The 21,641-nt window shown below is 58.4% G+C and carries 20 protein-coding genes and 1 pseudogene; 9 read left to right on the top strand and 12 right to left on the bottom strand.

The genetic code is table 11. From position 1 onward, the window contains the following. Positions 1-24: 24 nt before the first annotated feature. The 11 genes from C1J02_RS12360 to C1J02_RS12310 form a co-directional block, all read right to left on the bottom strand. Positions 25-333: a Dabb family protein gene (locus C1J02_RS12360; protein ID WP_114878855.1), complete on the bottom strand. Its 309-nt coding sequence runs from the start codon at positions 331-333 to the stop codon at positions 25-27. Then, entirely contained in the window at positions 330-1,925 is a 1,596-nt protein-coding gene (locus C1J02_RS12355; protein ID WP_114878854.1) for a GMC family oxidoreductase, read from the bottom strand. Before C1J02_RS12355 ends, C1J02_RS12360 begins: the two co-directional genes overlap by 4 nt. Next, positions 1,922-3,415 (bottom strand): FAD-dependent oxidoreductase, encoded by a 1,494-nt coding sequence (locus tag C1J02_RS12350; protein WP_114878853.1) that lies wholly within the window; start codon positions 3,413-3,415, stop codon positions 1,922-1,924. Before C1J02_RS12350 ends, C1J02_RS12355 begins: the two co-directional genes overlap by 4 nt. Next, positions 3,415-4,527, bottom strand: a complete 1,113-nt coding sequence (locus C1J02_RS12345; RefSeq protein WP_114878852.1) for an ABC transporter ATP-binding protein — start codon at positions 4,525-4,527, stop codon at positions 3,415-3,417. Before C1J02_RS12345 ends, C1J02_RS12350 begins: the two co-directional genes overlap by 1 nt. Before the next feature lie 5 nt (positions 4,528-4,532). After that, positions 4,533-5,414 carry a carbohydrate ABC transporter permease gene (locus C1J02_RS12340; RefSeq protein ID WP_114878851.1) on the bottom strand — a complete coding sequence of 294 codons (882 nt, stop codon included), beginning with the start codon at positions 5,412-5,414 and terminating at the stop codon, positions 4,533-4,535. After that, a complete protein-coding gene (locus C1J02_RS12335) occupies positions 5,414-6,307 on the bottom strand; it encodes a carbohydrate ABC transporter permease (RefSeq protein WP_114878850.1) in 894 nt (297 codons plus the stop codon). Before C1J02_RS12335 ends, C1J02_RS12340 begins: the two co-directional genes overlap by 1 nt. A 79-nt stretch (positions 6,308-6,386) precedes the next feature. Further along, entirely contained in the window at positions 6,387-7,646 is a 1,260-nt protein-coding gene (locus C1J02_RS12330) for an ABC transporter substrate-binding protein (RefSeq protein WP_114878849.1), read from the bottom strand. A 41-nt stretch (positions 7,647-7,687) separates the two neighbouring features. Beyond that, entirely contained in the window at positions 7,688-9,208 is a 1,521-nt protein-coding gene (locus C1J02_RS12325) for an aldehyde dehydrogenase family protein (protein WP_114878848.1), read from the bottom strand. Positions 9,209-9,211: 3 nt separating this feature from the next. After that, entirely contained in the window at positions 9,212-9,979 is a 768-nt protein-coding gene (locus C1J02_RS12320; protein WP_114878847.1) for an enoyl-CoA hydratase/isomerase family protein, read from the bottom strand. Next, the gene (locus tag C1J02_RS12315) at positions 9,976-11,547 is read right to left on the bottom strand and encodes an acyl CoA:acetate/3-ketoacid CoA transferase (protein WP_114878846.1); all 1,572 of its coding nucleotides are present in this window, start codon (positions 11,545-11,547) and stop codon (positions 9,976-9,978) included. The genes C1J02_RS12320 and C1J02_RS12315 overlap by 4 nt, the downstream gene beginning before the upstream one ends. Positions 11,548-11,678: 131 nt before the next feature. Continuing rightward, positions 11,679-12,065: a VOC family protein gene (locus tag C1J02_RS12310; RefSeq protein ID WP_114878845.1), complete on the bottom strand. Its 387-nt coding sequence runs from the start codon at positions 12,063-12,065 to the stop codon at positions 11,679-11,681. Between the two features lie 327 nt (positions 12,066-12,392). On the opposite strand from C1J02_RS12310, the gene C1J02_RS21310 reads away from it, so the two are divergent. From C1J02_RS21310 to C1J02_RS12290, 3 genes and pseudogenes are all read left to right on the top strand, one after another. Continuing rightward, complete coding sequence (locus tag C1J02_RS21310; RefSeq protein WP_114878844.1) at positions 12,393-12,566, top strand: Arm DNA-binding domain-containing protein; 174 nt, start codon at positions 12,393-12,395, stop codon at positions 12,564-12,566. 124 nt (positions 12,567-12,690) lie between these two features. Further along, a pseudogene (locus tag C1J02_RS12300) lies at positions 12,691-12,867 on the top strand (transposase); the annotation flags it as partial. Between the two features lie 364 nt (positions 12,868-13,231). Beyond that, positions 13,232-14,582 (top strand): IS3 family transposase gene (locus C1J02_RS12290; protein ID WP_114877554.1). Its coding sequence is split into 2 segments (ribosomal slippage): positions 13,232-13,569 and positions 13,568-14,582, totalling 1,353 coding nucleotides; the frame shifts between segments, so codons are not numbered across the junction. 169 nt (positions 14,583-14,751) lie between these two features. On the opposite strand, the gene C1J02_RS12285 is transcribed toward C1J02_RS12290, so the two are convergent. Further along, entirely contained in the window at positions 14,752-15,762 is a 1,011-nt protein-coding gene (locus C1J02_RS12285) for a GlxA family transcriptional regulator (protein WP_114878842.1), read from the bottom strand. A gap of 139 nt (positions 15,763-15,901) precedes the next feature. Here C1J02_RS12285 and C1J02_RS12280 point away from each other — a divergent pair, with 139 nt between their 5' ends. The 6 genes from C1J02_RS12280 (at position 15,902) to C1J02_RS12255 (ending at position 21,610) form a co-directional block, all read left to right on the top strand. After that, entirely contained in the window at positions 15,902-16,879 is a 978-nt protein-coding gene (locus C1J02_RS12280) for a homocysteine S-methyltransferase family protein (protein WP_114878841.1), read from the top strand. 123 nt (positions 16,880-17,002) lie between these two features. After that, positions 17,003-17,218 (top strand): hypothetical protein, encoded by a 216-nt coding sequence (locus C1J02_RS12275; RefSeq protein WP_114878840.1) that lies wholly within the window; start codon positions 17,003-17,005, stop codon positions 17,216-17,218. Between the two features lie 97 nt (positions 17,219-17,315). After that, complete coding sequence (locus C1J02_RS12270) at positions 17,316-17,897, top strand: hypothetical protein (protein WP_114878839.1); 582 nt, start codon at positions 17,316-17,318, stop codon at positions 17,895-17,897. 71 nt (positions 17,898-17,968) lie between these two features. Next, positions 17,969-19,507, top strand: a complete 1,539-nt coding sequence (locus C1J02_RS12265) for a cytochrome-c peroxidase (protein ID WP_114880536.1) — start codon at positions 17,969-17,971, stop codon at positions 19,505-19,507. 77 nt (positions 19,508-19,584) lie between these two features. Then, a complete protein-coding gene (locus C1J02_RS12260; protein ID WP_114878838.1) occupies positions 19,585-20,328 on the top strand; it encodes an isoprenylcysteine carboxylmethyltransferase family protein in 744 nt (247 codons plus the stop codon). A gap of 79 nt (positions 20,329-20,407) precedes the next feature. Then, the gene (locus tag C1J02_RS12255) at positions 20,408-21,610 is read left to right on the top strand and encodes an NAD(P)/FAD-dependent oxidoreductase (RefSeq protein WP_114878837.1); all 1,203 of its coding nucleotides are present in this window, start codon (positions 20,408-20,410) and stop codon (positions 21,608-21,610) included. The last annotated feature ends 31 nt before the right edge of the window (positions 21,611-21,641 follow it).

Genomic DNA, 21,641 nt, shown 5'->3' with positions numbered 1-21,641 from the left:
AAGCATTGGTTTCCGTGATCCTCATCAGACGTCCAGATCAAGCACAAGAATGCCGTCGATCCCGCCTGTGGCATTGGCGACAAGTTGGCCACCCAGTGCCTGGTGTTCCGGGTCATTCGCGTAGTTTTGCAGCGCTGCCCAGTTGTCAAAGTCGATGACAAAGCCGTGCATGTAGCCGCGTTCGATCTGTTCGGGGCTTTCAGAACGCCCGCCGGTGAAGTTTTGGGCACCGGGAAGTTTTTCGGCCAAGGCGGACAGGCCCGCGTAAATTCCGGCGATTTCATCCTCGGTGGTGTCAGGCTTGAATTTGGTCAGCACGATATGGCGGATCATTGTGTCATTCCTTGATCTTGCTTGATCATATCGGCGGCTTTTTCACCGATCATGATGGCAGGGGCGTTGGTGTTGGATGAATTGACGGTCGGCATCACTGATGCATCTGCGACCCGCAGCCCATCGATCCCATTGAATCTCAGGCGCGGGTCAAGCACGGCATCGGCGTCGCTGCCCATCCGGCAGGTGCCCGCGCAGTGGTGCGAGGTCTTGGAATGCACGCAGATGAAGTTGAAATAATCCTCATCGGTGCGCACATCCGGGCCGGGCAGGCGTTCGGCCATGATGTAGGGTTTGAGCGCATCCTGGGCCAAAATTTGCTGCACCAGCTTCAGGCCACGGATCGACATCTCGCGATCATAGGGGTCTGAGAGATAGTTGGGATCAATCAGCGGCATATCAGCCGGGTTGTCGCTTTGCAGGCGGACGGTGCCCCGGGATCGCGGGCGCAGGTGGCAGGCATTGAGCGTCACCCCGCCATTGCGCATGACCTCGACTCCGGCCTCGATCCCGGTGCCAAGGCCCAGATGCATCTGGATATCGGGGGAACGGGCGTTTTCATCGGCATACCAGAACCCGCCGGTTTCAAACAAACTGGATGCGACCGGACCCTTGCGGGTGAAAAGATACTGCAACCCGGCATACGCAGACAGATGCAATTTGGCGAAGCGGTCATAGGTGTGCGGACCGGTGACTTCACAGATTGCATAGAGGTCGAGGTGATCCTGAAGGTTCGACCCCACGCCCGGTTGGTCAAAAACCACATCGATGCCAAGCGATGACAAATGATCCGCTGGCCCGATGCCGGAAAGTTGCAGCAGACGCGGTGAACCGATGGCACCGGAGGACAAGATCACCTCCTGGTCAGCCGTAATGCGGGTGCCGTCGGCCATCTCAATGCCTGTCGCGCGACCATTTTCAACCGTGATCCGGCGCACTTGCGCGTTTGTCTTGACGGTCAGGTTCGGGCGGGATTTTGCGGGTGCCAGAAAAGCCATCGCCGCGGACGATCTGCGCGCATTGCGTTGGGTAAGCTGGTAGTATCCCGCACCGTCCTGCCTTGGGCCGTTTACATCCGTTGTCTTTGGAATGCCGATCTGTCCTGCGGCATCGATGAACGCATCGCAGATCGGCAAGGGGGCCGCTGGCATTGACACGCCCATGGGGCCGCCTTTGCCATGATATTCGCCGCTGTAGGTATCGTTGTCTTCGGATTTCCTGAAATAGGGCAGGACGTCGTCGTATGCCCAGCCTTCACACCCCATTTGCCGCCATTCGTCATAATCCTGCGCGGCACCCCTCGTGTATATCTGCGCATTGATGGCAGAGCCGCCGCCGATCACCTTGGCTTGGGTGTAGTTGAACACCTTGTCTTGCATTGACCTTTGCGGGACGGTTGACCAACCCCATGCGCCGATGCCCTTGGTCATTTTGGCAAAGCCAGCGGGCAGATGAAAAAACGGGTGCCAGTCGCTGCCGCCGGCCTCGAGCAGCAGAACGCGCGCCTGTGCGCTTTCTGACAGGCGCGCCGCAATGACCGAGCCTGCGGACCCGCCACCGATGACGATGAAATCGTAGCCCTCGACGGTCATGCGGCAAACTCCGTTTCCGCGATGTGGCGACCGGCGCGAAGTGCGAGAGCAGCGATCGTGAGGGCCGGGTTTACGGCGGCCGACGTGGGCAGAACAGAGGCGTCAACGATAAACAGGTTTCTGTGGTCGTGGCTGCGGCAGAATGTGTCAACAACGCTTGATTTCGGGTCTGCCCCCATCCGTGCCGTGCCGCATTGGTGCGACGGGGTGCGCCGATCAAACGATTGCGACAGAACAACCGGGAACCCCGCGCGGCGCAAGACGCGTTTCAGCCTGGCCACCAGCATTTCATGCGCATCCAAATTGGACCGCTGCCAGTCGAGTTTGATTTGCCCGGCCTTCAACGCCACTCTGCTGTCCGGGTTGGGCAGGTCTTCGGACATGGCGTAGAAATCAAAGCTGCGTGCGGCGATCCAGCCCGCCAGCCATGCGGGAAGCTTTGAATTGGCGGCAAGGATTGGTCCGGTGATCTTGCCCAGCATCTGCACATTGCCCAAAGGGGGTGCACCATCAGAGGCGAGGTAAAAATCGTTCAGCATCAGGGTCTTTTGATACACTGCACGATTGCGGCGCAGGGGATGCAAGGCCAACAGGGCCGAGCAATTATGGTTCATGAAGTTGCGCCCGACCTGATCAGAGCGGTTGGCCAGCCCGGTGTGCCAATTGTCGTTGGCAGAGGCCAGCAAAAGTGCTGCGGTTTGCACCGCGCCAGCGGCGACGACGACGATCGGGGTTTTGATCGTCTCTGAACTGCCGCCGCACTCTACGACAATGCTCGCAATCTGATCATCGGTCCCGGTTTGAAGCGCTGTCACACGACATCCCGTGCGCAGTTCAACATTCGGATGGGCCAATGCGGCTTTCAACCCGCAGGTTTCTGCATCCATCTTGGCACCGCACGTGTTGGGATAGCCATCCCAGGTTGTCTGCCCCGCAGCGAGCCATTCTGCCAGATCGACGCCCAGAGGAATGGAAGAGGGGTGCAGGCCCGCGGCCTTCAATCGCGCGCGCAAGTCCACGATGTCAGCTTCGTCGGGAATAGGAGCATGGGGATAACCGCCGGAATGCGGGGGCTCGGTCGGGTCTTCGCTTTGGGTTCCGCGTACGGCATAAAGCTGCTCTGCCGCCTGATAATCGCGTTCAAGATCATCATAAGAGATTGGCCAGCCCGGCGTTTGCCCCCCCCTATGGTGCACCGGGGCAAAGTCGGTTTCGCGGTACCGGATCAGCGCCGCGCCGTAAAATTTCGAATTGCCACCTACGTTGTAAAAGTTCCCCGGATTGAAAGGCGTGTTCGTGCCGTCAAGCCAATCCTCATCACTGCGGAAGGTACCTTCGCCAAAAATCGCAGCCGCGTCGCGATCTTGCGGCGACGGGCGCAGGTGCTCTCCGCGTTCAAGAATCAGGATCCGCCGCCCTGTGGGGGCCAGTGCCGCCGCCAAGGTCGCCCCGCCCATGCCAGAGCCGATGATGACGAGATCGGGCTGCATCAGGGCGCGATCCGGTTCTCGGTCTTGGGATCAAAGGCAACAGCCTTTTCCATGTTCACAGCAAAATCAAAGTCCGCGCCCGGACGCACATCCGCGTCAGAACGCATGCGCGCGATCACGTCCTTGCCGCCAAGTGTCATCGTCACGAAAGTATCTGAACCCGCCGGTTCGGTGACCACAATCCGGTTGGTCATCCGGGCGATGTTGGACGACTTGCGGTCTGCGGCGTCTTCATCGGTGATCGTCTCGGGGCGGACGCCGAGCAAGATGTCCTTGCCCGCCCAATCCGCCATATTATCCTGACTGAAGGGCAGCGCCACCAGCGCCCCGTCATGAAGGGCCACCTGCGCCACCGGGCGGCCGTTTTCCATCGCGACTTTGGCTTGCACCACATTCATCGCGGGCGATCCCATGAAGGTTGCGACAAAAATATTCGCGGGTGTGTCGTAAATTTCCTGGGGGGTTCCAAGCTGCTGGACATAGCCGCCGTTCATCACGGCAATGCGCGTTGACAGGGTCATGGCTTCGATCTGGTCATGGGTGACATAGACGATGGTGGTGCCCAGTTTCTGGTGCAGTTTCTTGATCTCGGTGCGCATATCCACGCGCAGCTTGGCGTCGAGGTTCGACAGCGGTTCGTCAAACAAAAACACATCCGGGTTGCGCACCAGGGCGCGGCCCATCGCCACCCGCTGACGCTGTCCGCCCGATAAGGCACCGGGTTTACGGTCCAGCAAGGCCTCGATTTGTAACAGGCTGGCCGCTTCTTTCATGGCCTTTTCCCGTTCCGCCTTGGGCACACCATGCATTTCAAGCCCAAAGGTAATGTTCTGGCCCACGGTCATGTTGGGGTAGAGCGCGTAGGACTGGAACACCATCGCGATATTGCGCTTGGACGGATGCACCCCGTTCATCAGATTGTCCTTGATGCGTATCTCACCGCTGGTGATTTCCTCAAGGCCCGCAATCATGTTCAACAGGGTGGATTTGCCACATCCGGACGGGCCAACAAGCACAAGGAATTCACCTTCCTGCACCGATATGTCGACGTTGTGCAGAACCTCGACTGATCCGTAAGCTTTGGTTGTGTTGTCGATATCAAGAAAGCCCATCGGTCTTATCCTTTGACTGAACCCGCCATCAGACCGCGCACGAAATAGCGGCCCGCGACGATGTAGACGAGAAGTGTTGGAAGTGCGGCAAGGATGGCACCGGCGAAATGGACATTGTATTCCTTCACGCCGTGGCTGGCCTGCACCAGATTATTGAGCGCAACCGTCATGGGCTGGCTGTCGGCACCCGCAAAAGAGGCACCGAACAGGAAGTCGTTCCAGATGTTGGTGAACTGCCAGATGACCGAAACAACGGCGATCGGCCCAGAGGACGGTAGCAGGATGCGCCAGAATATCTGAAAGAAACCGGCACCATCAATTTGCGCCGCGCGGATCAGCTCTGTCGGGAAGACGGCATAGTAGTTGCGGAAATAAAGCGTCGTGAAGCCGATCCCGTAGACCACATGCACAAGCACCAGACCCCAGGTTGTTCCGGCAAGCCCCATCAACCCCAGCATCTTTGCCATGGGGATGAGAACGATCTGAAACGGGATAAAGCAGGCAAACAATATCAGCCCGAACAGGATGGTGTCGTATTTGAACCGCCATTTGGTCAGCACATACCCGTTGAGCGCACCAAGCACGGTCGAAATGGCCACGGCGGGCACGACCATCTTGATCGAATTCCAGAAGTAGGGCGACAGGCCCGTTGGCTGAACACCAATCTGGGCCGAGGACCAGGCCTTGGCCCAAGGTTCAAGCGTAAAGACCTGCGGCAGGTTCATCATGCCGCCGCCAGTGATCTCGTCCAGTGGTTTGACCGAATTGATGACCATGACGTAGAGCGGCAGCATGTAGAACAGGGCGAACAGCAGCAGCACAAGATAGATCAATGTGCGCATGACGCGGCCCGTGCGGATGGCGGTATCTTGAGACGCGACTGACATCAGTTCTTCTCCCGCAGTTCAGCATAAAGGTAGGGGATCATGATCGCCGCAATCGTCATCAACATGATCGTGGCCGACGCCGCGCCAATGCCCATCTGGTTGCGCGAGAACGTGTAGGAATACATGAACGTCGCAGGCAGTTCCGTGGCCCGGCCCGGTCCCCCTCCGGTCAGCGCGATGACCAGATCGAAGGTCTTGATCGCCAGATGGCTCAGGATCACGAAAGCCGACAGAAATGCAGGGCGCAATTGCGGAATGATGATCCGTCGATACAGGTTCCAGTTGGACGCGCCGTCCATCTGGGCGGCCTTGAGGATTTCGTTGTCGATGCCGCGCAGCCCGGCCAGGAACATTGCCATGACAAACCCGCTGGTCTGCCAGACCGCCGCCAGGACAACGGTATAGATCGCAAAGTCGCGGTTCTTGATCCAGTCGAATTCGAAACTGGTCCAACCCCAGCTTTGCATGACATTTTCAAGACCGATCCCGGGATCAAGGAACCACTTCCAGGCGGTGCCTGTCACGATGAAACTGAGCGCCATCGGATAGAGATAGATTGTGCGGATCATGCCTTCGCCGCGAATTTTCTGATCAAGGAAGATGGCGAGGCCAAGACCCAGAACTGTGCAGATCCCGATATAGAGGGCGGCGAAAATGCCCATATTGGTGATCGATGTTTCCCAGTGGCTCAGACGCCAAAGCTTTGAGTAATTTTCCCAGCCCACCCAACCGAATGACGGCAGCAACCGGCTGTCGGTAAAGGACAGATACACCGAGAACAGAATGAACCCGTAGACGAACACCAACACCATCGCCAAGGATGGCGACAGTACCAGCTTTGGCAACCAATGCTGAAACCGTGTTTTAAAGTCTGCGTTGGCGGACAGGGGCATAAAGTAGCCTCCTTGTGCTCATGTGACGGGGCAGGGTAGGGACGGGGCAACAATTTTTGCTGCCCCGCCCGCGTGGTGGTTACTTGGCGATTTCGACCGCATCGACGAGTTCCTGGACAGCCGTTTCGCTGTCGTACTCGCCGTTAAAATGCGCGGTGATCACGTCATACATCGCGTTCTTGACGGATGCCTCATTGGCGTGCCCATGTGCCATGGACCCAAAAAGGTTGTTGCTTGCCGCAGCAGCAGCCAAGTCCGCCATGCCTTTCTGACCGCAGGCATCGAATGCCTCGTTAGACACATCGGTGCGTGCAGGAACGGAGCCTTTGACCACATTGAAGGCTGATTGGAACGACGGCGACAGGATCGCTGTTGCCAATGCGGCCTGCTCGGCGGACACGTCACCGCCTTGGTCGAACATCATGAACTGGTCGGCATTGAATGTGACCTGTTCAGATGTGCCGGGGAAGCGGAAACACAGGAAATCCTCGCCGGGGACTTTGCCTGCGTTGATGAATTCACCCTTCGCCCAGTCGCCCATCATCTGGAAACCAGCTTCGCCATTGATGACCATGGCTGTTGCAAGGTTCCAGTCGCGGCCCGAAAAGTTATCGTCCACATTGGCGCGGATCACGGCCATGCGGTCAAAGGCTTCTTTCATGCCGTCACCGCCCAGAACCGCTGGATCAAGGTCGATGAACGCCGCCTTGTAGCCGTCTGGCCCAAGTACAGACATGGCAACCGCATCAAAAACGGTGGCTTCCTGCCAGGCCTGACCGCCATGGGCAATCGGGGTGATGCCCGCTGCGGACAAAGTCTCCATTGCCGCGACGAAATCTTCCCATGTTTCGGGCATCGCGATGCCATTGGCATCCAGAACCGCCTTGTTGGCCCAGACCCAGTTGGTAGAGTGAACGTTTACAGGTGCAGAAACCCATGCGCCGTCAACTTTGGCAAATTGCTGCAAGGCTGCGGGCACGACATCGTCCCAACCTTCAGCCGCTGCCACATCATTGAGGTTCGCCAACGACCCCTGTTTCGCCCAGTCGAGGATGTCAAAGCCGAGACCTTGAACGGCGGTTGGCGCGTTGCCCGCTGTGACGCGCGCGCGCAGAACCGTCATGGCCTGCTCACCACCGCCACCGGCGACGGGCATATCGGTCCAGCCGATGCCCTGGCTTTCGAGGTCGTCTTTCAACACATTGAGTGCTGCCGCTTCACCACCGGATGTCCACCAGTGCAGAACTTCAACACCACTGTGGCTATCAGCAACCGCAGTGCCCGCGGTGACGGACAAAGCGAGCGCAATCGCTGTTTTCGTTTTCAAGAATGAACGCATGGTATCCTCCCATAATTGCGTTTCGTGTTTTGACGCCTGTCTTAAGCGTCTTGTTTTACCCAAGGTGTCCGGCTGCGCCCGACGCGCATAACCAGCGATTTTACCTCGAGAAATTCTTCAAATCCGTAGTGGCCGATCTCGCGGCCTTGACCTGATTGTTTGACACCGCCAAACGCAAGTTCAGGATAGCCGTCCATCCAGGTGTTCGTCCAGACCGTGCCCGCCTGAGCGCGCCGCGCAAATTCAAGACAGGTATGAATATTCTCGCTCCAGATCCCAGCCGAAAGCCCGTAGTCGCTGTCATTTGTCAGCGCGATGGCCTCGTCGAGGGTGCGGTAGGTCAGCACAACCAGAACCGGGCCAAAGACCTCTTCGCGCGCAATTGCCATGCTGGGCAAGACGCCACTGACAACCGTGGGTTGGTAAAACTGTTCGCCAAGACCACCAACAGGCAGCACACCACCGCCCAGTTCCAGTGTTGCACCCTCTGCAATCGCGGCCTGAACGTAAGTGTCAATCTTGGCATTGTGTTCGGCCGTCACGATGGCACCGACCTGCGTGTCGGGATCAAGCGGATCACCGAATTTCACCTTGCGCGACAGGGCCACAACGCGGGCCACGAAATCCTCTGCGATATCTTCATGCACGATGATCCGGCTTGAGGAATTGCAGCACTGCCCAACGTTGAAATAGACGCCAAACGTGACGGCATCAGCGGCACTTTCCAGATCGGCATCGGGGCAGATCACCTGCGGGTTCTTGCCACCCAGTTCCAGCGCCACCTTTTTCAGCGTGCCGGACGCGGCCTGCGTGATCAGCTTGCCGACCGCTGTTGATCCGGTGAATGTCACCATGTCTACATCCTTGTGGGATGACATCATGCTGCCCACGGGCTGGCCATGGCCCAGGACGATGTTGCAGACACCTGCGGGCAATCCGGCCTCCAGCAGCAATTCGCCCATCATCACCGTGGATGACGGTGTCATTTCGGACGGTTTCACAACGACGGTGCAGCCTGCGGCAAGTGCGAAGGGCAGCTTTTGGGACAAGATCCAGAATGGGAAATTCCATGGCGTGATGATCGACACAACGCCAATCGGATCTTTGATCACAACGCCCAACATGTCCGCGCCCAGTGTGTTGTGGCTGTCACCATGAGCCGTGCGCGCCAGAGACGCAGCAAAGCGCCACAGGTCCGCCGCACCGCCAACTTCACCGCGCGATTGGGAAATCGGTTTGCCGCTTTCCAATGTTTCAAGCAGCGCAATGCGGTCGATATTTGCCTCGATCAGGTCCGCAACTTTCAATAAGACCGCGGCGCGGTCCTTGCCAGAAATACGGCTCCAGGTGCCGGCCGCAAACGCACCGCGCGCCGCATTGATCGCTTTCTCGGTCACCGCCTCATCGCCTTGTGCGCAGACGCTGACCACGGTGCCGTGGGAAGGCGACACGCGCTCAAACGTCTCCGCGCTTTCAACCCATTCACCGGCAATCAAGTGCCTGCCGATGAAAGGCGAGGGAAGATCGAAATCAATCGCGTCGTTGATTGTGAGGTCTTTCATGGGTCACTGTCCGTTGAATTTAGGGGAACGCTTTTCGATGAAGGCTTGAACGCCTTCGTCGCGGTCAGCGCTTGCGGCGGCAGCAGCACTGCCCAGCATTTCAATCGCGGCGGCGCGATCTTCGCCCACCGCACCATGGATCATGGCTTTGGCAATTTCATTGGCGCGTGGGGATATGTCGGTGAGCGTTGCGACAATGTCCTGGGCCCAGATCATGGGATCCTCAACCACCTCAGCGGCAAACCCCAGTGCAAAGGCCCTTTCAGCAGAGATGCGGCGACCAAAGAGCGCCATTTCCTTGACCACAGCTTCCGGCAGCAAGCGCGCCACCCGTTGGGTGCCGGACCAGCCCGGCACAATGCCGACTTTTGCCTCTGGCAATGCAAGCGTGGCGCGGGGGGCCATTACGCGGATATCGCAACAGGCGGCAAGTTCCAGTCCACCGCCAAAGGCATGCCCGTTCAGCGCGCCAATTGTTGGCTTGGACAAGCGGGCCAGTCGATCAAAGACCCGGTGCCCGTCGCGGACCCAGTTGCGGGCGAACTCCGCCGGGGCGAGGGGCCCCCATTCGGCAATATCGGCACCGCAACAGAATGCCCTTGGCCCTTCACCGGTCACGATGACGGCGCGCACGTCGCTGTTGCAGTCAAGATCGGTCAAATGCGCCTCAAGCTGGTGCAGCATATCCGTGGTCAGCGCGTTCAACTTTGCCGGGTTGCACAGCGTCAGGACAGCAGCGCCGTCGTCGTATGTGCAGGTCACCGTGCTCACAGCGTCAGGCCCATTGGCGCTTCGGCCAAGAGAGATTTGGGCATGGTGGTGGCGTTTTCCGCCACCTGGACACGGCCCTTGGATGGACCCACGATATGTTTTTGCGGATCAATGCCCGGCATGATTTCGGTGGCCACCAAGCCGTTTTCCGTCAATCGGATCACGCAGCGCTCGGTGACGTAGATCACGTTTTGCCCCTGCTCAACTGCGCGAGGGCCCGAGAATGTGACATGCTCAACCTCATCCACCATTTTGGTGAATTTGCCGGGAGCGGCGATGTCGATGCCGTTCCCCGTCAGGTTGATCTTGGCCCCGGCCTCGAACCAGCCGGAGAAGACGATGTTTTTTGCGCGCGCAGTAATGTCCACGAACCCGCCACAACCAGCGGTCAGATAAGGTTTTTTGCCAAGCTTTGAGACGTTGACGTTCCCAAGGGTATCGACCTCTAGGAATGACAGGAACGAGATGTCGAATCCCGCGCCTTGGAAATAGATGAACTGCTGTGGGGACGGCATGAAAGCGTCGGCGTTTGACGCACAGCCAAACGCAAAGCCGGTCAGGGGTATGCCGCCGACGGCACCCTGTTCAATCGCCCATGTCACCGCGTCTTGATGCCCTTCTTCCAATAGAACGCGGGGGATCATTGCGCTGATGCCAAAGCCCAGATTGGCGGTCATGCCGCGACGCAACTCTTGCGCGGCACGGCGCGCGATGACTTTTTCCACCCCATGCTCTGGCAGACCGAAACTGTCCCATGGGCGCATGACTTCGCCAGATATTGCCGGGTCATATTGTGTTTCCGTGGTCTGCTTTTGATCGGGATCGACCACAATGCAATCGACCAGATGTCCGGGCACACGCACGTCATGGGGGCGCAGGCTGCCTGCTGCGGTCACCCGTTTGACCTGCGCGATGACCAGTCCGCCATTGTTTCGCACGCAGATCGCCTGTTCCAGCCCGCCCAGATATGCGCCTTCATGTTCATAGGTCAGGTTGCCCCGTTCATCCGCTGTGGTGGCCCGGATAATCGCGACGTTCGGCACGACATTGGGAAAATGCAGCCAGGTTTCACCGGCGAAATCGGTGCGGGACACGATCGGTGCCGCAGCACCCAGATCGTTCATCGCGCAGCCTTGCCTTTTGGGATCTACGAAGGTGTCCAGGCCGACCTTGGTCAGAACGCCGGGACGGTGCGCTGCGGCCTCTCGGTGCATATCAAACATGATGCCCGAGGGAACGTTGTATGCCGCGACACGGTTATCGACGATCATCTTCCAGATTTCCGGCATTTCAACGCTTGAGGGGCCGGATGGATACGAACCGGCAAGAACACGGGTCAGCAAGCCATCTTTTGCAATATGATCCATCCCTTTGACGCCATAGACGTCGCCCGCCGCAATTGGATGCAAAGATGTAATGCCGCGCGGATGTCCCTCGTGCGCAAACCGATCACCGATTGCCTTTAGAACAGCATCCGGGCATCCAAGGGTCGAGGACGACGAAACAGACAAGATCGCGGCGTCCGGAATACGGCCGACAGCCTCACTGACTGGAACGATCTTACTCATTGTAGCCCCCCGAGTGTCCAATCCCTGCATGTAGGGGCTGGAACGTTCCATAAATTGTTACTGGAACGTTCCAATTTTCGCAAGGAAAAAAATTTAACGCTGTAACGTCATGAAATTAGTAAGATTATTCCTTAACTCATTTCGTAAAGTTCGATGGGCAGCCCATCCGGATCGGCAAAGAAAGTGAATCTCGCCCCGGTGTTTTCATCGATTCTGACGTGTTCCATTGCGACGTCTTTCGACGATAGCAACCGCATGGAAGCGTCAAGGTCCAAGACCCGAAAGGCAAGATGCCGTAAGCCACAGGCCTCTGGTTGTGTCGGTCTCTCGGGCGTGCTGGGAAAACTGAAAACCTCCAGTTGTCCGCCATCGCTGAGCTGCAGGTCAAGTTTCCATGAGCGCCGCTCCTCCCGATAGGTCTCAAGGATGACTGGCAGACCGAGTGTCTCAGTGTAAAACCGTTTGGACGTCTCGTAATCACTTACAATAATTGCGACATGGTGAAATTTCAGATCCATCTGGGCCCCATTTGAACATCGGTTACAATGTCTATCTACATGTATTTGTTGATCAGGCTGACGACAATCTGCGCCGAACTTTGCGTTGATAGGAAAGTATTTTGATTTGAGCGATGAAATGCCAGTTCAGCCGAATTAACCCCCATCAATTCAGGATTTGGCCGTGGTTTACATGCTGTGGTGCGGGGCACCATGCTTCCGCAAATTGGAAGTGCTTCGGGACCTGATCGGTGAAACGAAAAAGGGCGTGATATGGCGAAGCTGACAAAACGGCTGATCGAAGGTTTAGAGGTCGAAAAAATGGTTTAACTCCTTTGGGATGATGAGGTGTCCGGCTTTGGCATTCGTGTTTTTCCGTCTGGTCGCAAAACGTACTTGGTCCAGTATCGCGCCCAAGGACGCACCCGGCGGCGGGCGATTGGACAACTTGGCGTACTGACCGCTGATGAGGCCCGCAAAGAGGCTCGTAAGCTGCTTGGTGAGGTTGCCAAAGGGGGGTAACCCGTCTGAGGAGCGCAAAAGGCACCTACAGGCCCCTGCAATGACCTTCCTGTGCGATAAGTTTCTTGGGGACTATGCGGCGCATCATTGTAAGCCTAGCACGGCAACGGGGTATGAAATTGTCAAGCTCGCGATCTCGGATCTGGTGCGGCTGATGAAGGGGCGGTCATCCCACAAGGTGCAGCGGGAATTCCCGCAATTGAAGCGCAGATATTGGGGACGACGCTTTTGGGGTCGTGGGTATTTTTCAACCACCAACGGTGCCGTCACGGAAGACATCGTACTTCAGTATCTGGAGTAGCACATCACCGATCCTACCGGTGCCAGCCGGTAGTGGTTCAGTTTTTTGGTGCCGATCACATGTAGTGCTTACAGTTTCCAAAAGGAGAGATGTGGCCGCAAGGGCGCATCTCGTTCCTTGACGGATCGAAGTGGAGGGGCAACTACTGCAGTTTTGGGTCGGTACCGAAACGTTGCGAAGCGTTTGTCTGGCTCATTTGGGCCCTGTCTGAAGAGGCACAGGCCGAAAGTGCCAAAACGCCCGTTAGCAACAAATGTTTCAATTGATATCCTTTTTCAGTGTCTGACGTCAGCACCCGCGGGACAGATTTGAGGGTTTGAATAAGGGAGGATTTCTGGTTCATCTTATCGATTAGGAGATCGAGATGACGAAGAAAGCCCAGACGTCCAAAGACGCTGCCGACAAGGTAGTTAAGAACATCCGCCGTAAGACCCGGCAGACATATTCAGCTGAAGAGAAGATCCGCATTGTATTGGCAGGCTTGCGCGGCGAGGAAAGCATCTCGGTGCTGTGTCGCCGCGAAGGTATCGCTGAGAGCCTTTATTACAGCTGGTCGAAGGAATTTCTCGAAGCTGGCAAGCGCCGGTTATCTGGCGACACGGCACGGCAGGCCACATCGCCTGAGGTAAAGGATTTGCGTTCTGAGTCCTTGGCCCTGAAAGAATGCGTTGCCGATCTGACCCTTGAGAACCGTCTGCTCAAAAAAGCATGACAGGGGCTGGGGAGTTCGAGGAATGAGATACCCTGCGTCTGAGAAACTGGAGATCATCCGCACCGTTGAGGGATCGCATCTGCCAGTCAAGCAGACCCTCGACATGCTGGGCATCCCACGCACGACATTCTATCGATGGTACGATCTCTATGTCGACGGCGGCCTGGATGGACTGGCTGACAGATCTCCACGCCCAAGATCGGTCTGGAACCGCATCCCGGATGCCCGCCGTGGCGACCTGATTGAGTTTGCGCTGGAACATGAAGAGCTGACCACCCGGGAACTGGCCGTCAAATACACGGATGAGAAGCGGTATTTTATATCTGAATCGTCAGCTTATCGCATTCTCAAAGCTGCTGATCTCATCACCGCACCGGATTACGTGGTGATCAAAGCGGCCGATGAGTTCAAAGATAAGACAACGGCCATCAACGAGATGTGGCAGACCGACTTCACCTACTTCAAGATCATTGGCTGGGGTTGGTATTATCTCAGCACGATCCTGGACGATTACAGCCGCTACATCATCGCCTGGAAGCTCTGCACAAATATGCGGGCCGAAGATGTGACAGACACGATTGAACTGGCTCTGACAGCATCAGGCTGCGACCAGGCTGTTGTGCGGCACAAGCCACGTCTGCTTAGCGACAACGGCTCATGCTACATCTCAGGCGATCTGACCAAGTGGTTGGAGGATCAAAAAATGACGCATGTCCGCGGCGCGCCATTCCACCCGCAGACCCAAGGCAAGATCGAACGCTGGCACCAGACCATGAAGAACAGGGTTCTGCTGGAGAACTACTACCTACCCGGTGATCTCGAACGCCAAATCGGGGCCTTCGTCGAATACTACAACAACCAGCGTTACCACGAGAGCCTGAACAACGTCACACCCGCAGACGTCTACTTCGGTCGCGACAAAGCCATTCTCAGGGAAAGGAAGAAGATCAAGAAACAGACAATCCAACAACGTCGCTTGCAACATCAAAAACAAGCAGCATAATCAATCACACAAACGAGCCAGAGCCTCCAATGCTCAAGCCGCTCTGATGTTCCATTTTATATGAAGACGGACAAACCACCCCACGACAGCGAAGCCACAATAAGAATGTAGTGATCTCACTCAGAAATGCGTTCTTGTAGGAACTCCCGGAATGTCAGATTTTCAACGATCACTGAGTTACTGGTGAGAGAGCCTGCCATTTCTTTCGGTAGGCCGAGGCGGAGATACCGACGCGCTTTCGGAATGCCGAGCGGAAGCTCGACGGTTCGGAATAGCCGACCTCTGCGGCGATCTCGTCGATCGGCGCACCGGTGGTTTCCAGAAGCTGCTTGGCTTCCTCGACCCGCAATGTCTGGATGTACTCGACAGGTGCTTGACCGGTCGCCCTTTTGAACCGGCGATGGAAGCCGCGTTCGGTCATGCCACTTCGTTCGGCCATGGCTGCAACCGGGCTTGACGTGTCGTAGTGCTGCGCCGCCCAGACCTGTGCCCCGGCGATCAACTGGTCCTGGTGCTGGCGCGAGGTGGTCAGCGAAGCATACATCAATTGCCCGTCAAGGTGCGGATCGATCAGATAAATCTTCGCGATCCTGCGCGCTTCCTCGGCCCCCGCGAAACGCCCGATCAGATAGAGCATGAGGTCTTCCCACGCCGACATGCCGCCGGCGGTGATGACGCGGTGACCCTCGCCTGCGGGCACGAGGATGCGTTCGCGACAGACGTTTACCGTGGGGAAATCCCGGCCCAGCATGTCGGCATAGCCCCAATGGGTCGTCGCCTCCTTCCCGTCGAGCACGCCAGCCATGCCAAGGAGCACCGCGCCAGAGCAGACCGAGGCGACGATGGCACCGCGCGCATAAGCATCGGCGATCGAGTCGGCGATCGAGGCGAAGTCTTCGGGCAGCCCGGTTTCCGGGGCAAACAAAAGATCGGGCACGATGATCAGGTCAGGCACGGGCGCTTCGTCCAACTTCGCGTCCGGCGTGATCTTGCGCCCGTTGACGTCCCAGTATGGTGCCCCGTCCAGGGTCCGCAGACTGACCTCGAAAATCGGTTCCGCCGCCGGGATGCCATGCAGCATGGCCCAGTCACGCCCGACCGAGGCCAGCACGTCGAGGATCGAGAACACCACAGAGGATCCGGCAAGGCGCGATCCGATAACAGCAGTATTTATGCTCATTTGTTCCTCCTGATCACTGAATTGGTCCGATAAGAACCGTTTTGGTCTTTTCCTCTTCTAACGCGACTCGCAGGCTGCGTCCATATGACAGCCCAGGAAACGGCCGTGTGGGCCAACCAAAAGCAAAAAAGGGACCAAGATGACTATTCAAAACCAAAGCCCGGCATTTCACACCGACGCGATCCGTGGCTACCTCGCCGACCCGCGCATTTACCTGACCGATGGCGGTTTCGAAACTTCCATGCTGTTCCTCGAAGGGTTCGACCTGCCGGCCTTCGCCGCTTGCGTCCTGCTCGAAGACGAGGCCGCCTGTGCGGCGATGGACCGGTATTTCGACCGCTATCTCGCGATGGCCGAGACGGCGGGAACCGGGTTTGTTCTCGATACCAACACCTGGCGCTCGGGGACGCATTGGGCCGAAGCAGTCGGCCGGTCGCCCGACCAAATGCAGGACCTCACCCGCGAGGCCGTCAGGTTTGCCATGGCGATCCGGGCACGGTGGCAAGATCGCGTATCGCCGATCCTAGTGAATGGCGTGATCGGACCTGCCGGTGACGCCTATGACGGTTCGCTCACCCTTGATGCGGCCACCGCCGAGGCTATCCACGCGCCGCAGATCGCGTTGCTTGGCTCATGCGGGGTTGATCTGGTCAGCGCCCTGACCTTCGGCAGCCTGTCCGAAGCGATCGGGTTCACCCGTGCGGGTGTCAAGGCAGGGGTGCCCGTCGTGATCTCCTACACGGTTGAGACGGACGGACGCCTGCCGGACGGAACGCCGCTCGAACGTGCCGTGCTCGAGGCGGATGCAGCAACCGAGCAAGCACCGCTCTACTACATGATCAACTGCGCACATCCTGAGCACTTTCGCGACGTTCTCAACAACCAAGCCTGGTGCCGCCGCATCCGCGGTGTCCGCGCGAACGCATCGCGGCTGAGCCACGCGGAACTCGACGCGGCAGAAACCCTGGACGATGGCGACCCTGAAGAGTTTGGCACCCTCCATGCCGCTCTGTCCCAAAAGTTCCCGGCGCTGAAAGTCGTCGGCGGGTGCTGCGGCACGGATCACCGGCATGTCGGTTGCATGGCAAACGCCATGCTTCCCTCGACCGCTGCCTGAAATCCTCGTCGCGTCAATGTTCACACGGAACGGATCTCGATCGACCGTTCTGATCTGGGTGTGGGCGCCCGAATGCAAAAATTATCACTCGCGCCTGAGCGCTTATCAACAAGGACGAACAACATGACCATGATTTCCATCCACGCCAGCGCTCCGCGCCGACACCTTTCGCGCATTGCCACGTCGCTGCTCAACCTGATGGCAGAAGCCGCGAAGCGGCGGCGCATCCGCAAGGAGATGAGAGAGCTGCCTCGGCTGCCCCGGCACCTCCTTCGGGACATGGGCCTCGAGCAGTACGCGGAGCCGCCCGATCCCATCATCCATCACCGTTTCTTTTAGTCGGGATCACCGACCACCAACCGAACAGCTTGAGGCACGCACTTCGCGCTTCGACTGTGAACTTTGTTTTTCAAATCAACCCAGAAAAGGAAATACCATGTTAAAACCAACTCTCTGTGCAATTGCCTTGATGGCGATGGCGACCACCCATGCCGTCGCGAGCGATACGCCGATGTCCTTCGACGTGGCCGAAGACATGAGCCGCTTCGTTTTTGCTTCGGCCCCTGTCTTCGATGACGGCATGCCTGCCTATGGCAATGCGTTCATCACGCAGGGCTACATCTACGAGGACGGCACGCTTGACAGCGGGGTCGAAGGCACGCTGCCCGACGGCAGCCCCGCCTTCCCAGACAAGGTGATCGGCCGCTGGACCTGTGACGGGTATTTCGTCGGTGACGGGATGCGCACGCAAACCGGTGCGGTGGTCATCACCCGGCAGGTTTTTGAATTCGACAACGGGGATATCCTGATCAACCAGGGTGCCGAACTGGTAGACATCAATGTCAAGGCCCCGCGTGTCATCACCGGCGGTACTGGCGCTTTTGCAGGAATGTCGGGGGAGATGACGCAGGTTCTCCTCGGCATGTCTGACGGCTACGGCGTGCGCCTGCTGATCGACGTCAAGCCTGAAGAGCATGCCAGCCTCTCTGTCGACCAGTTCGAATTTCACGAGGACTGAGGACGTCAAGCGACAAAGAAGTTCGCTTTCGCCGCCCTGGCGCGGCGAAAGCACCAACCGAGGACGTGATCATGAGATCCCCGCTAACCATCGCCTTGCTTCTGACCACCTGTATCGGTGCATATGCTGCCGATCTGCCCGATCCGCTGGAGGACAGGGATTTTCTATGGGACGGAGCCCCCAGCCCGGAGCTTTACGAGCTGGGGCGAAGCCTCTTCTTTGATCCCGTTCTTTCCGGCAATAAGAACATCGCCTGTGCGACCTGCCACGATCCGGCGCTCGGGACAGGCGATGGCGTCTCTTTGTCTATCGGCGAAGGAGGCAGCGGCTTTGGCCCCGAACGCGTCACGCAGGATGGTGTGATCGGGCGGGTGCCCCGCAATGCGCAACCGCTCTATAACATCGGTGCGCGCGCCTATACGTCGATGTTTCATGACGGGCGACTTGAGCTTGACCACATGGGTGGATTTCCAAGTCGTCTCAGAAGTCCGGCCAAAGAGCAATTGCCCGAGGGGCTCGACAACGCCCTGACCGCGCAAGCGATGTTCCCGGTCCTTTCAGCGATAGAAATGGCGGGCCAGCCCGGCGAAAACCCTGTCGCCGACGCCGTCGCGGAACGTGACTTCAAACAGGCTTGGCGCTACTTGGCTGTTCGGCTGGCCGCAAACCCTGCCTATGCCCAGCAGTTCATGACGGCCTTCGACGATATCGAGGTCGCGGGCGATATCCGGTTTGACCACGCCGCCACGGCAATTGCCGCCTTTGAAACAGCGGCCTTCCGGTCTGACTGGAGCCGTTTCGATGCGCGTCTTGCTGGCTGGCCGATGACCATGACCGAGGAAGCCGGGTTAGAGCTGTTCTATGGCAAGGCGGGGTGCAGTTCGTGTCACAGTGGCCCGTTGCTGACGGATCACGCATTTCACGCAATCGCGGTTCCACAGATCGGACCGGGCAAAGATCAGGGATCAGACGGCAGCTATGCTGTCCATTCCGGCTATCCGCATCGGGTCGAGGATCAGGGCCGTTTCAACGTGACCGGTGATGATGCCGACCTGTTCGCTTTTCGCACTCCGTCGTTGAGGAATGTCGCGCTGACCGGACCGTGGGGACATGACGGCGCCTTTGCCTCCCTTGAGGATATGGTGCGTCACCATCTCCATGCGGTGGCATCGCTGGCGCGCTACACCCCGGCAGAGCTTCCGCCGCTTGATACAGTGATCCAGCCGGTGCGCAGCAGAGCCGGCGTCAGCTACCAAGCCCTAAGCCCGATGCAGCGCGGCGCCTACGACATGCGCGACAGCTGGATTCACAGTTCGAAACCGCTGCGGGGCAGGATTGCCCGCGCCAACACACTCGCGCCGGTGGATCTGTCGGATGAAGAGGTGTCGCGCATTCTTGCGTTTTTGGAAACGCTGACCGACCCGACGGCGATTGATCGCTCATACCTTGTGCCGACAGCCGTGCCGTCCGGCCTGACGCCGCAACCCGGTCGTGACGACGCGTGCTTAAGAGACAGCCATTCCTTGGCAGGCGCAAAGGCATTGCCGGGAGAAGCGGAAGACCTGCCGGAGCCGCGCTGCGTCGGCCGGGGAGACAATACACAGCATTAGCCCAATACCACAGCGGCCCTGGCTTGCCGAAGCGGCCCCCCGAAAATTCTCACACGCATCAATACGAAAGTTACACCATGAAATACCTTATTTTTGCCTACGCGCTCATCACCTACGCCCTGTTTGGAGTTGTCTTTGTCTGGATTGCCGCCTTTCTGCACAATGTCGGGGATCTGCGCGGTCCGGCGTCACGTCCCGCAGTGGATGCCGCCCTCATCAATCTGGCGCTGATCCTGCTATTCGGCGTAGTTCACAGCGTGATGGCACGGCCCGCTTTCAAGAGGGTCTGGACCCGCATCATCCCGCCCGCGGCCGAACGCGCGACCTACGTGCTGCAATCCTCTTTGCTGCTGGGCTTGATCATCTGGCAGTGGCAGCCGATCCCGGCGGTCATCTGGCAGGTGGAAGGGCCGGCGGTCTGGATCTTTTTCGCAGCTTCAGCGCTTGGGGCGGTGATCATACTAGTCGCGACGTTTCTGCTGGGTCACTTCGAGTTCGTCGGCCTGTCACAAGCATGGCACAACCTAAGGGGCACCCCGACGCCGCCGGCGACATTCCGGACCCCGATGCTCTACCGTATCGTGCGCCACCCGCTGCAGTTCGGTCTTCTGATCATAATGGTCGCAACCCCTGTCATGACACTGGGCCATCTGATTTTCGTTCTGGCGATGGCCCTCTATATCGCCATCGGTCTGCGCTTTGAGGAACGTGCGCTGCTACGGGAATTCGGCGCGGCATACGCGGCCTACCAGCGTGACGTACCCATGCTGATCCCCAATCCATTCCGTCGCTCACGCGGGTCTGTTCGCGGTGCCCCTTAACGGCCCATCGCGAACCCGACCACTTCATCCTTAAACGTCTCAGTCGCCCAGTGGCGACCACCGAACAGAAAGACCAACCATGGAAACCAACATTCCAAATAACGTCCTGATCGTCGGTGCGGGCCTGTCCGGTCTGGCCGCTGCAGAGACACTCCGGCACCGCGGCATCGCGGTCACCATCCTCGAGGCGCAGGATCGCGTTGCCGAACCCTGGCGCAGACGCCATCCCGCATTGCGGCTTAACATCCATCGCCATTTCGCCCGGCTGCCGGGGATGCGCCCGCCACGCGCCGATGGCACCTATCTGCGGCGTGACAGCGTTGTCAGCTACCTAGAGTGCTATGCGCGCCAGATCGGGGTTCCTATCCGCTTCGGTGTGAACGTGGAGGCGATTGAACGCGACGGCTGTGGATGGCTCGTTCGCACCTCGGCAGGGGTGTTAGGTGCCGCGCATGTCATTTTCGCCACGGGACGCGACAGCGTTCCGCATGTCCCCGACTGGCCGGGATTGCGGGGTTTCGAAGGTCTGGTTTTGCATGCCGCTGACCTTGGTGATGTGGGCCGTTTCGATGGTAAGCGGGTCCTTGTGGTGGGCGCGGGCAATTCCGGCAGCGACGTGCTGAACCACCTCGCGCGCCATCAGCCGACGGACGTTATGATTTCCGTCCGATACGGCCCCGCGATAGTGCCCAATCGCGTTGTCGGGTTTCCATTGCACCGCGCGGCGCGATTGTTCGAGGCCTTGCCGATAACGCTCGTCGACCGCGCATTCTCACTGACCCAGCGGCTATTCTTTGGCGATCTGGGTCGCCATGGCATGACCACCCATCCGCTTGGCGGTGGCACCCGTCTGGCGCAGGACGGCACGGCGTTTGCCATCGACGATGGGTTTGTCGCAGCGATCAAGAGCGGTCGTTTCAAAGTCGTTCCGGCGGTCAGTGAATTCCATGGCTCTCAAGTCATCTTTGAAGGCGGAAGAAGCTTTGAACCCGATGTCGTGATCTGCGCCACGGGATACCGTACAAGTCTCGAACCGCTGGTGGGGCATCTCGGCGTTCTCGGCCCCGGAGGCAACCCTGTCCGCCCTGCGGGAGAACGTGACCCGAAGCACCCGGGGCTTTGGTTCACTGGCTACAAACCCCAGTTCACAGGTTACTTCGAAGCCGCGCGGATTGCAGCAAAACGCATTGGAAACGGCATTGCCTCTGACCTGCAACGTCCAGCTCAAAGTTCATCTTCATTCGACCAACGCAACGTGGTGCCCGAGGCTGCCGAAAGCTGACGGCCCTGCGGTTGCCAAGAAGTCCCGACAC

It is taken from the genome of Sulfitobacter sp. SK011, assembly GCF_003352065.1.
Taxonomy (GTDB): domain Bacteria; phylum Pseudomonadota; class Alphaproteobacteria; order Rhodobacterales; family Rhodobacteraceae; genus Sulfitobacter.
This window is presented reverse-complemented; position numbering and strand designations above follow the sequence as displayed.

Bases quoted from the DNA above. Each gene is read 5' to 3' on its own strand.
- C1J02_RS12345 (WP_114878852.1), bottom strand. From the start codon at position 4,527: ATGGGCTTTCTTGATATCGACAACACAACCAAAGCTTACGGATCAGTC.
- C1J02_RS12310 (WP_114878845.1), bottom strand. From the start codon at position 12,065: ATGGATCTGAAATTTCACCATGTCGCAATTATTGTAAGTGATTACGAG.
- C1J02_RS12270 (WP_114878839.1), top strand. From the start codon at position 17,316: ATGTTAAAACCAACTCTCTGTGCAATTGCCTTGATGGCGATGGCGACC.
- C1J02_RS12340 (WP_114878851.1), bottom strand. From the start codon at position 5,414: ATGTCAGTCGCGTCTCAAGATACCGCCATCCGCACGGGCCGCGTCATG.
- C1J02_RS12280 (WP_114878841.1), top strand. From the start codon at position 15,902: ATGACTATTCAAAACCAAAGCCCGGCATTTCACACCGACGCGATCCGT.
- C1J02_RS12315 (WP_114878846.1), bottom strand. From the start codon at position 11,547: ATGAGTAAGATCGTTCCAGTCAGTGAGGCTGTCGGCCGTATTCCGGAC.
- C1J02_RS12330 (WP_114878849.1), bottom strand. From the start codon at position 7,646: ATGCGTTCATTCTTGAAAACGAAAACAGCGATTGCGCTCGCTTTGTCC.
- C1J02_RS12335 (WP_114878850.1), bottom strand. From the start codon at position 6,307: ATGCCCCTGTCCGCCAACGCAGACTTTAAAACACGGTTTCAGCATTGG.
- C1J02_RS12255 (WP_114878837.1), top strand. From the start codon at position 20,408: ATGGAAACCAACATTCCAAATAACGTCCTGATCGTCGGTGCGGGCCTG.
- C1J02_RS12360 (WP_114878855.1), bottom strand. From the start codon at position 333: ATGATCCGCCATATCGTGCTGACCAAATTCAAGCCTGACACCACCGAG.
- C1J02_RS12260 (WP_114878838.1), top strand. From the start codon at position 19,585: ATGAAATACCTTATTTTTGCCTACGCGCTCATCACCTACGCCCTGTTT.
- C1J02_RS12275 (WP_114878840.1), top strand. From the start codon at position 17,003: ATGACCATGATTTCCATCCACGCCAGCGCTCCGCGCCGACACCTTTCG.
- C1J02_RS12350 (WP_114878853.1), bottom strand. From the start codon at position 3,415: ATGCAGCCCGATCTCGTCATCATCGGCTCTGGCATGGGCGGGGCGACC.
- C1J02_RS12355 (WP_114878854.1), bottom strand. From the start codon at position 1,925: ATGACCGTCGAGGGCTACGATTTCATCGTCATCGGTGGCGGGTCCGCA.
- C1J02_RS12285 (WP_114878842.1), bottom strand. From the start codon at position 15,762: ATGAGCATAAATACTGCTGTTATCGGATCGCGCCTTGCCGGATCCTCT.
- C1J02_RS12325 (WP_114878848.1), bottom strand. From the start codon at position 9,208: ATGAAAGACCTCACAATCAACGACGCGATTGATTTCGATCTTCCCTCG.
- C1J02_RS12265 (WP_114880536.1), top strand. From the start codon at position 17,969: ATGAGATCCCCGCTAACCATCGCCTTGCTTCTGACCACCTGTATCGGT.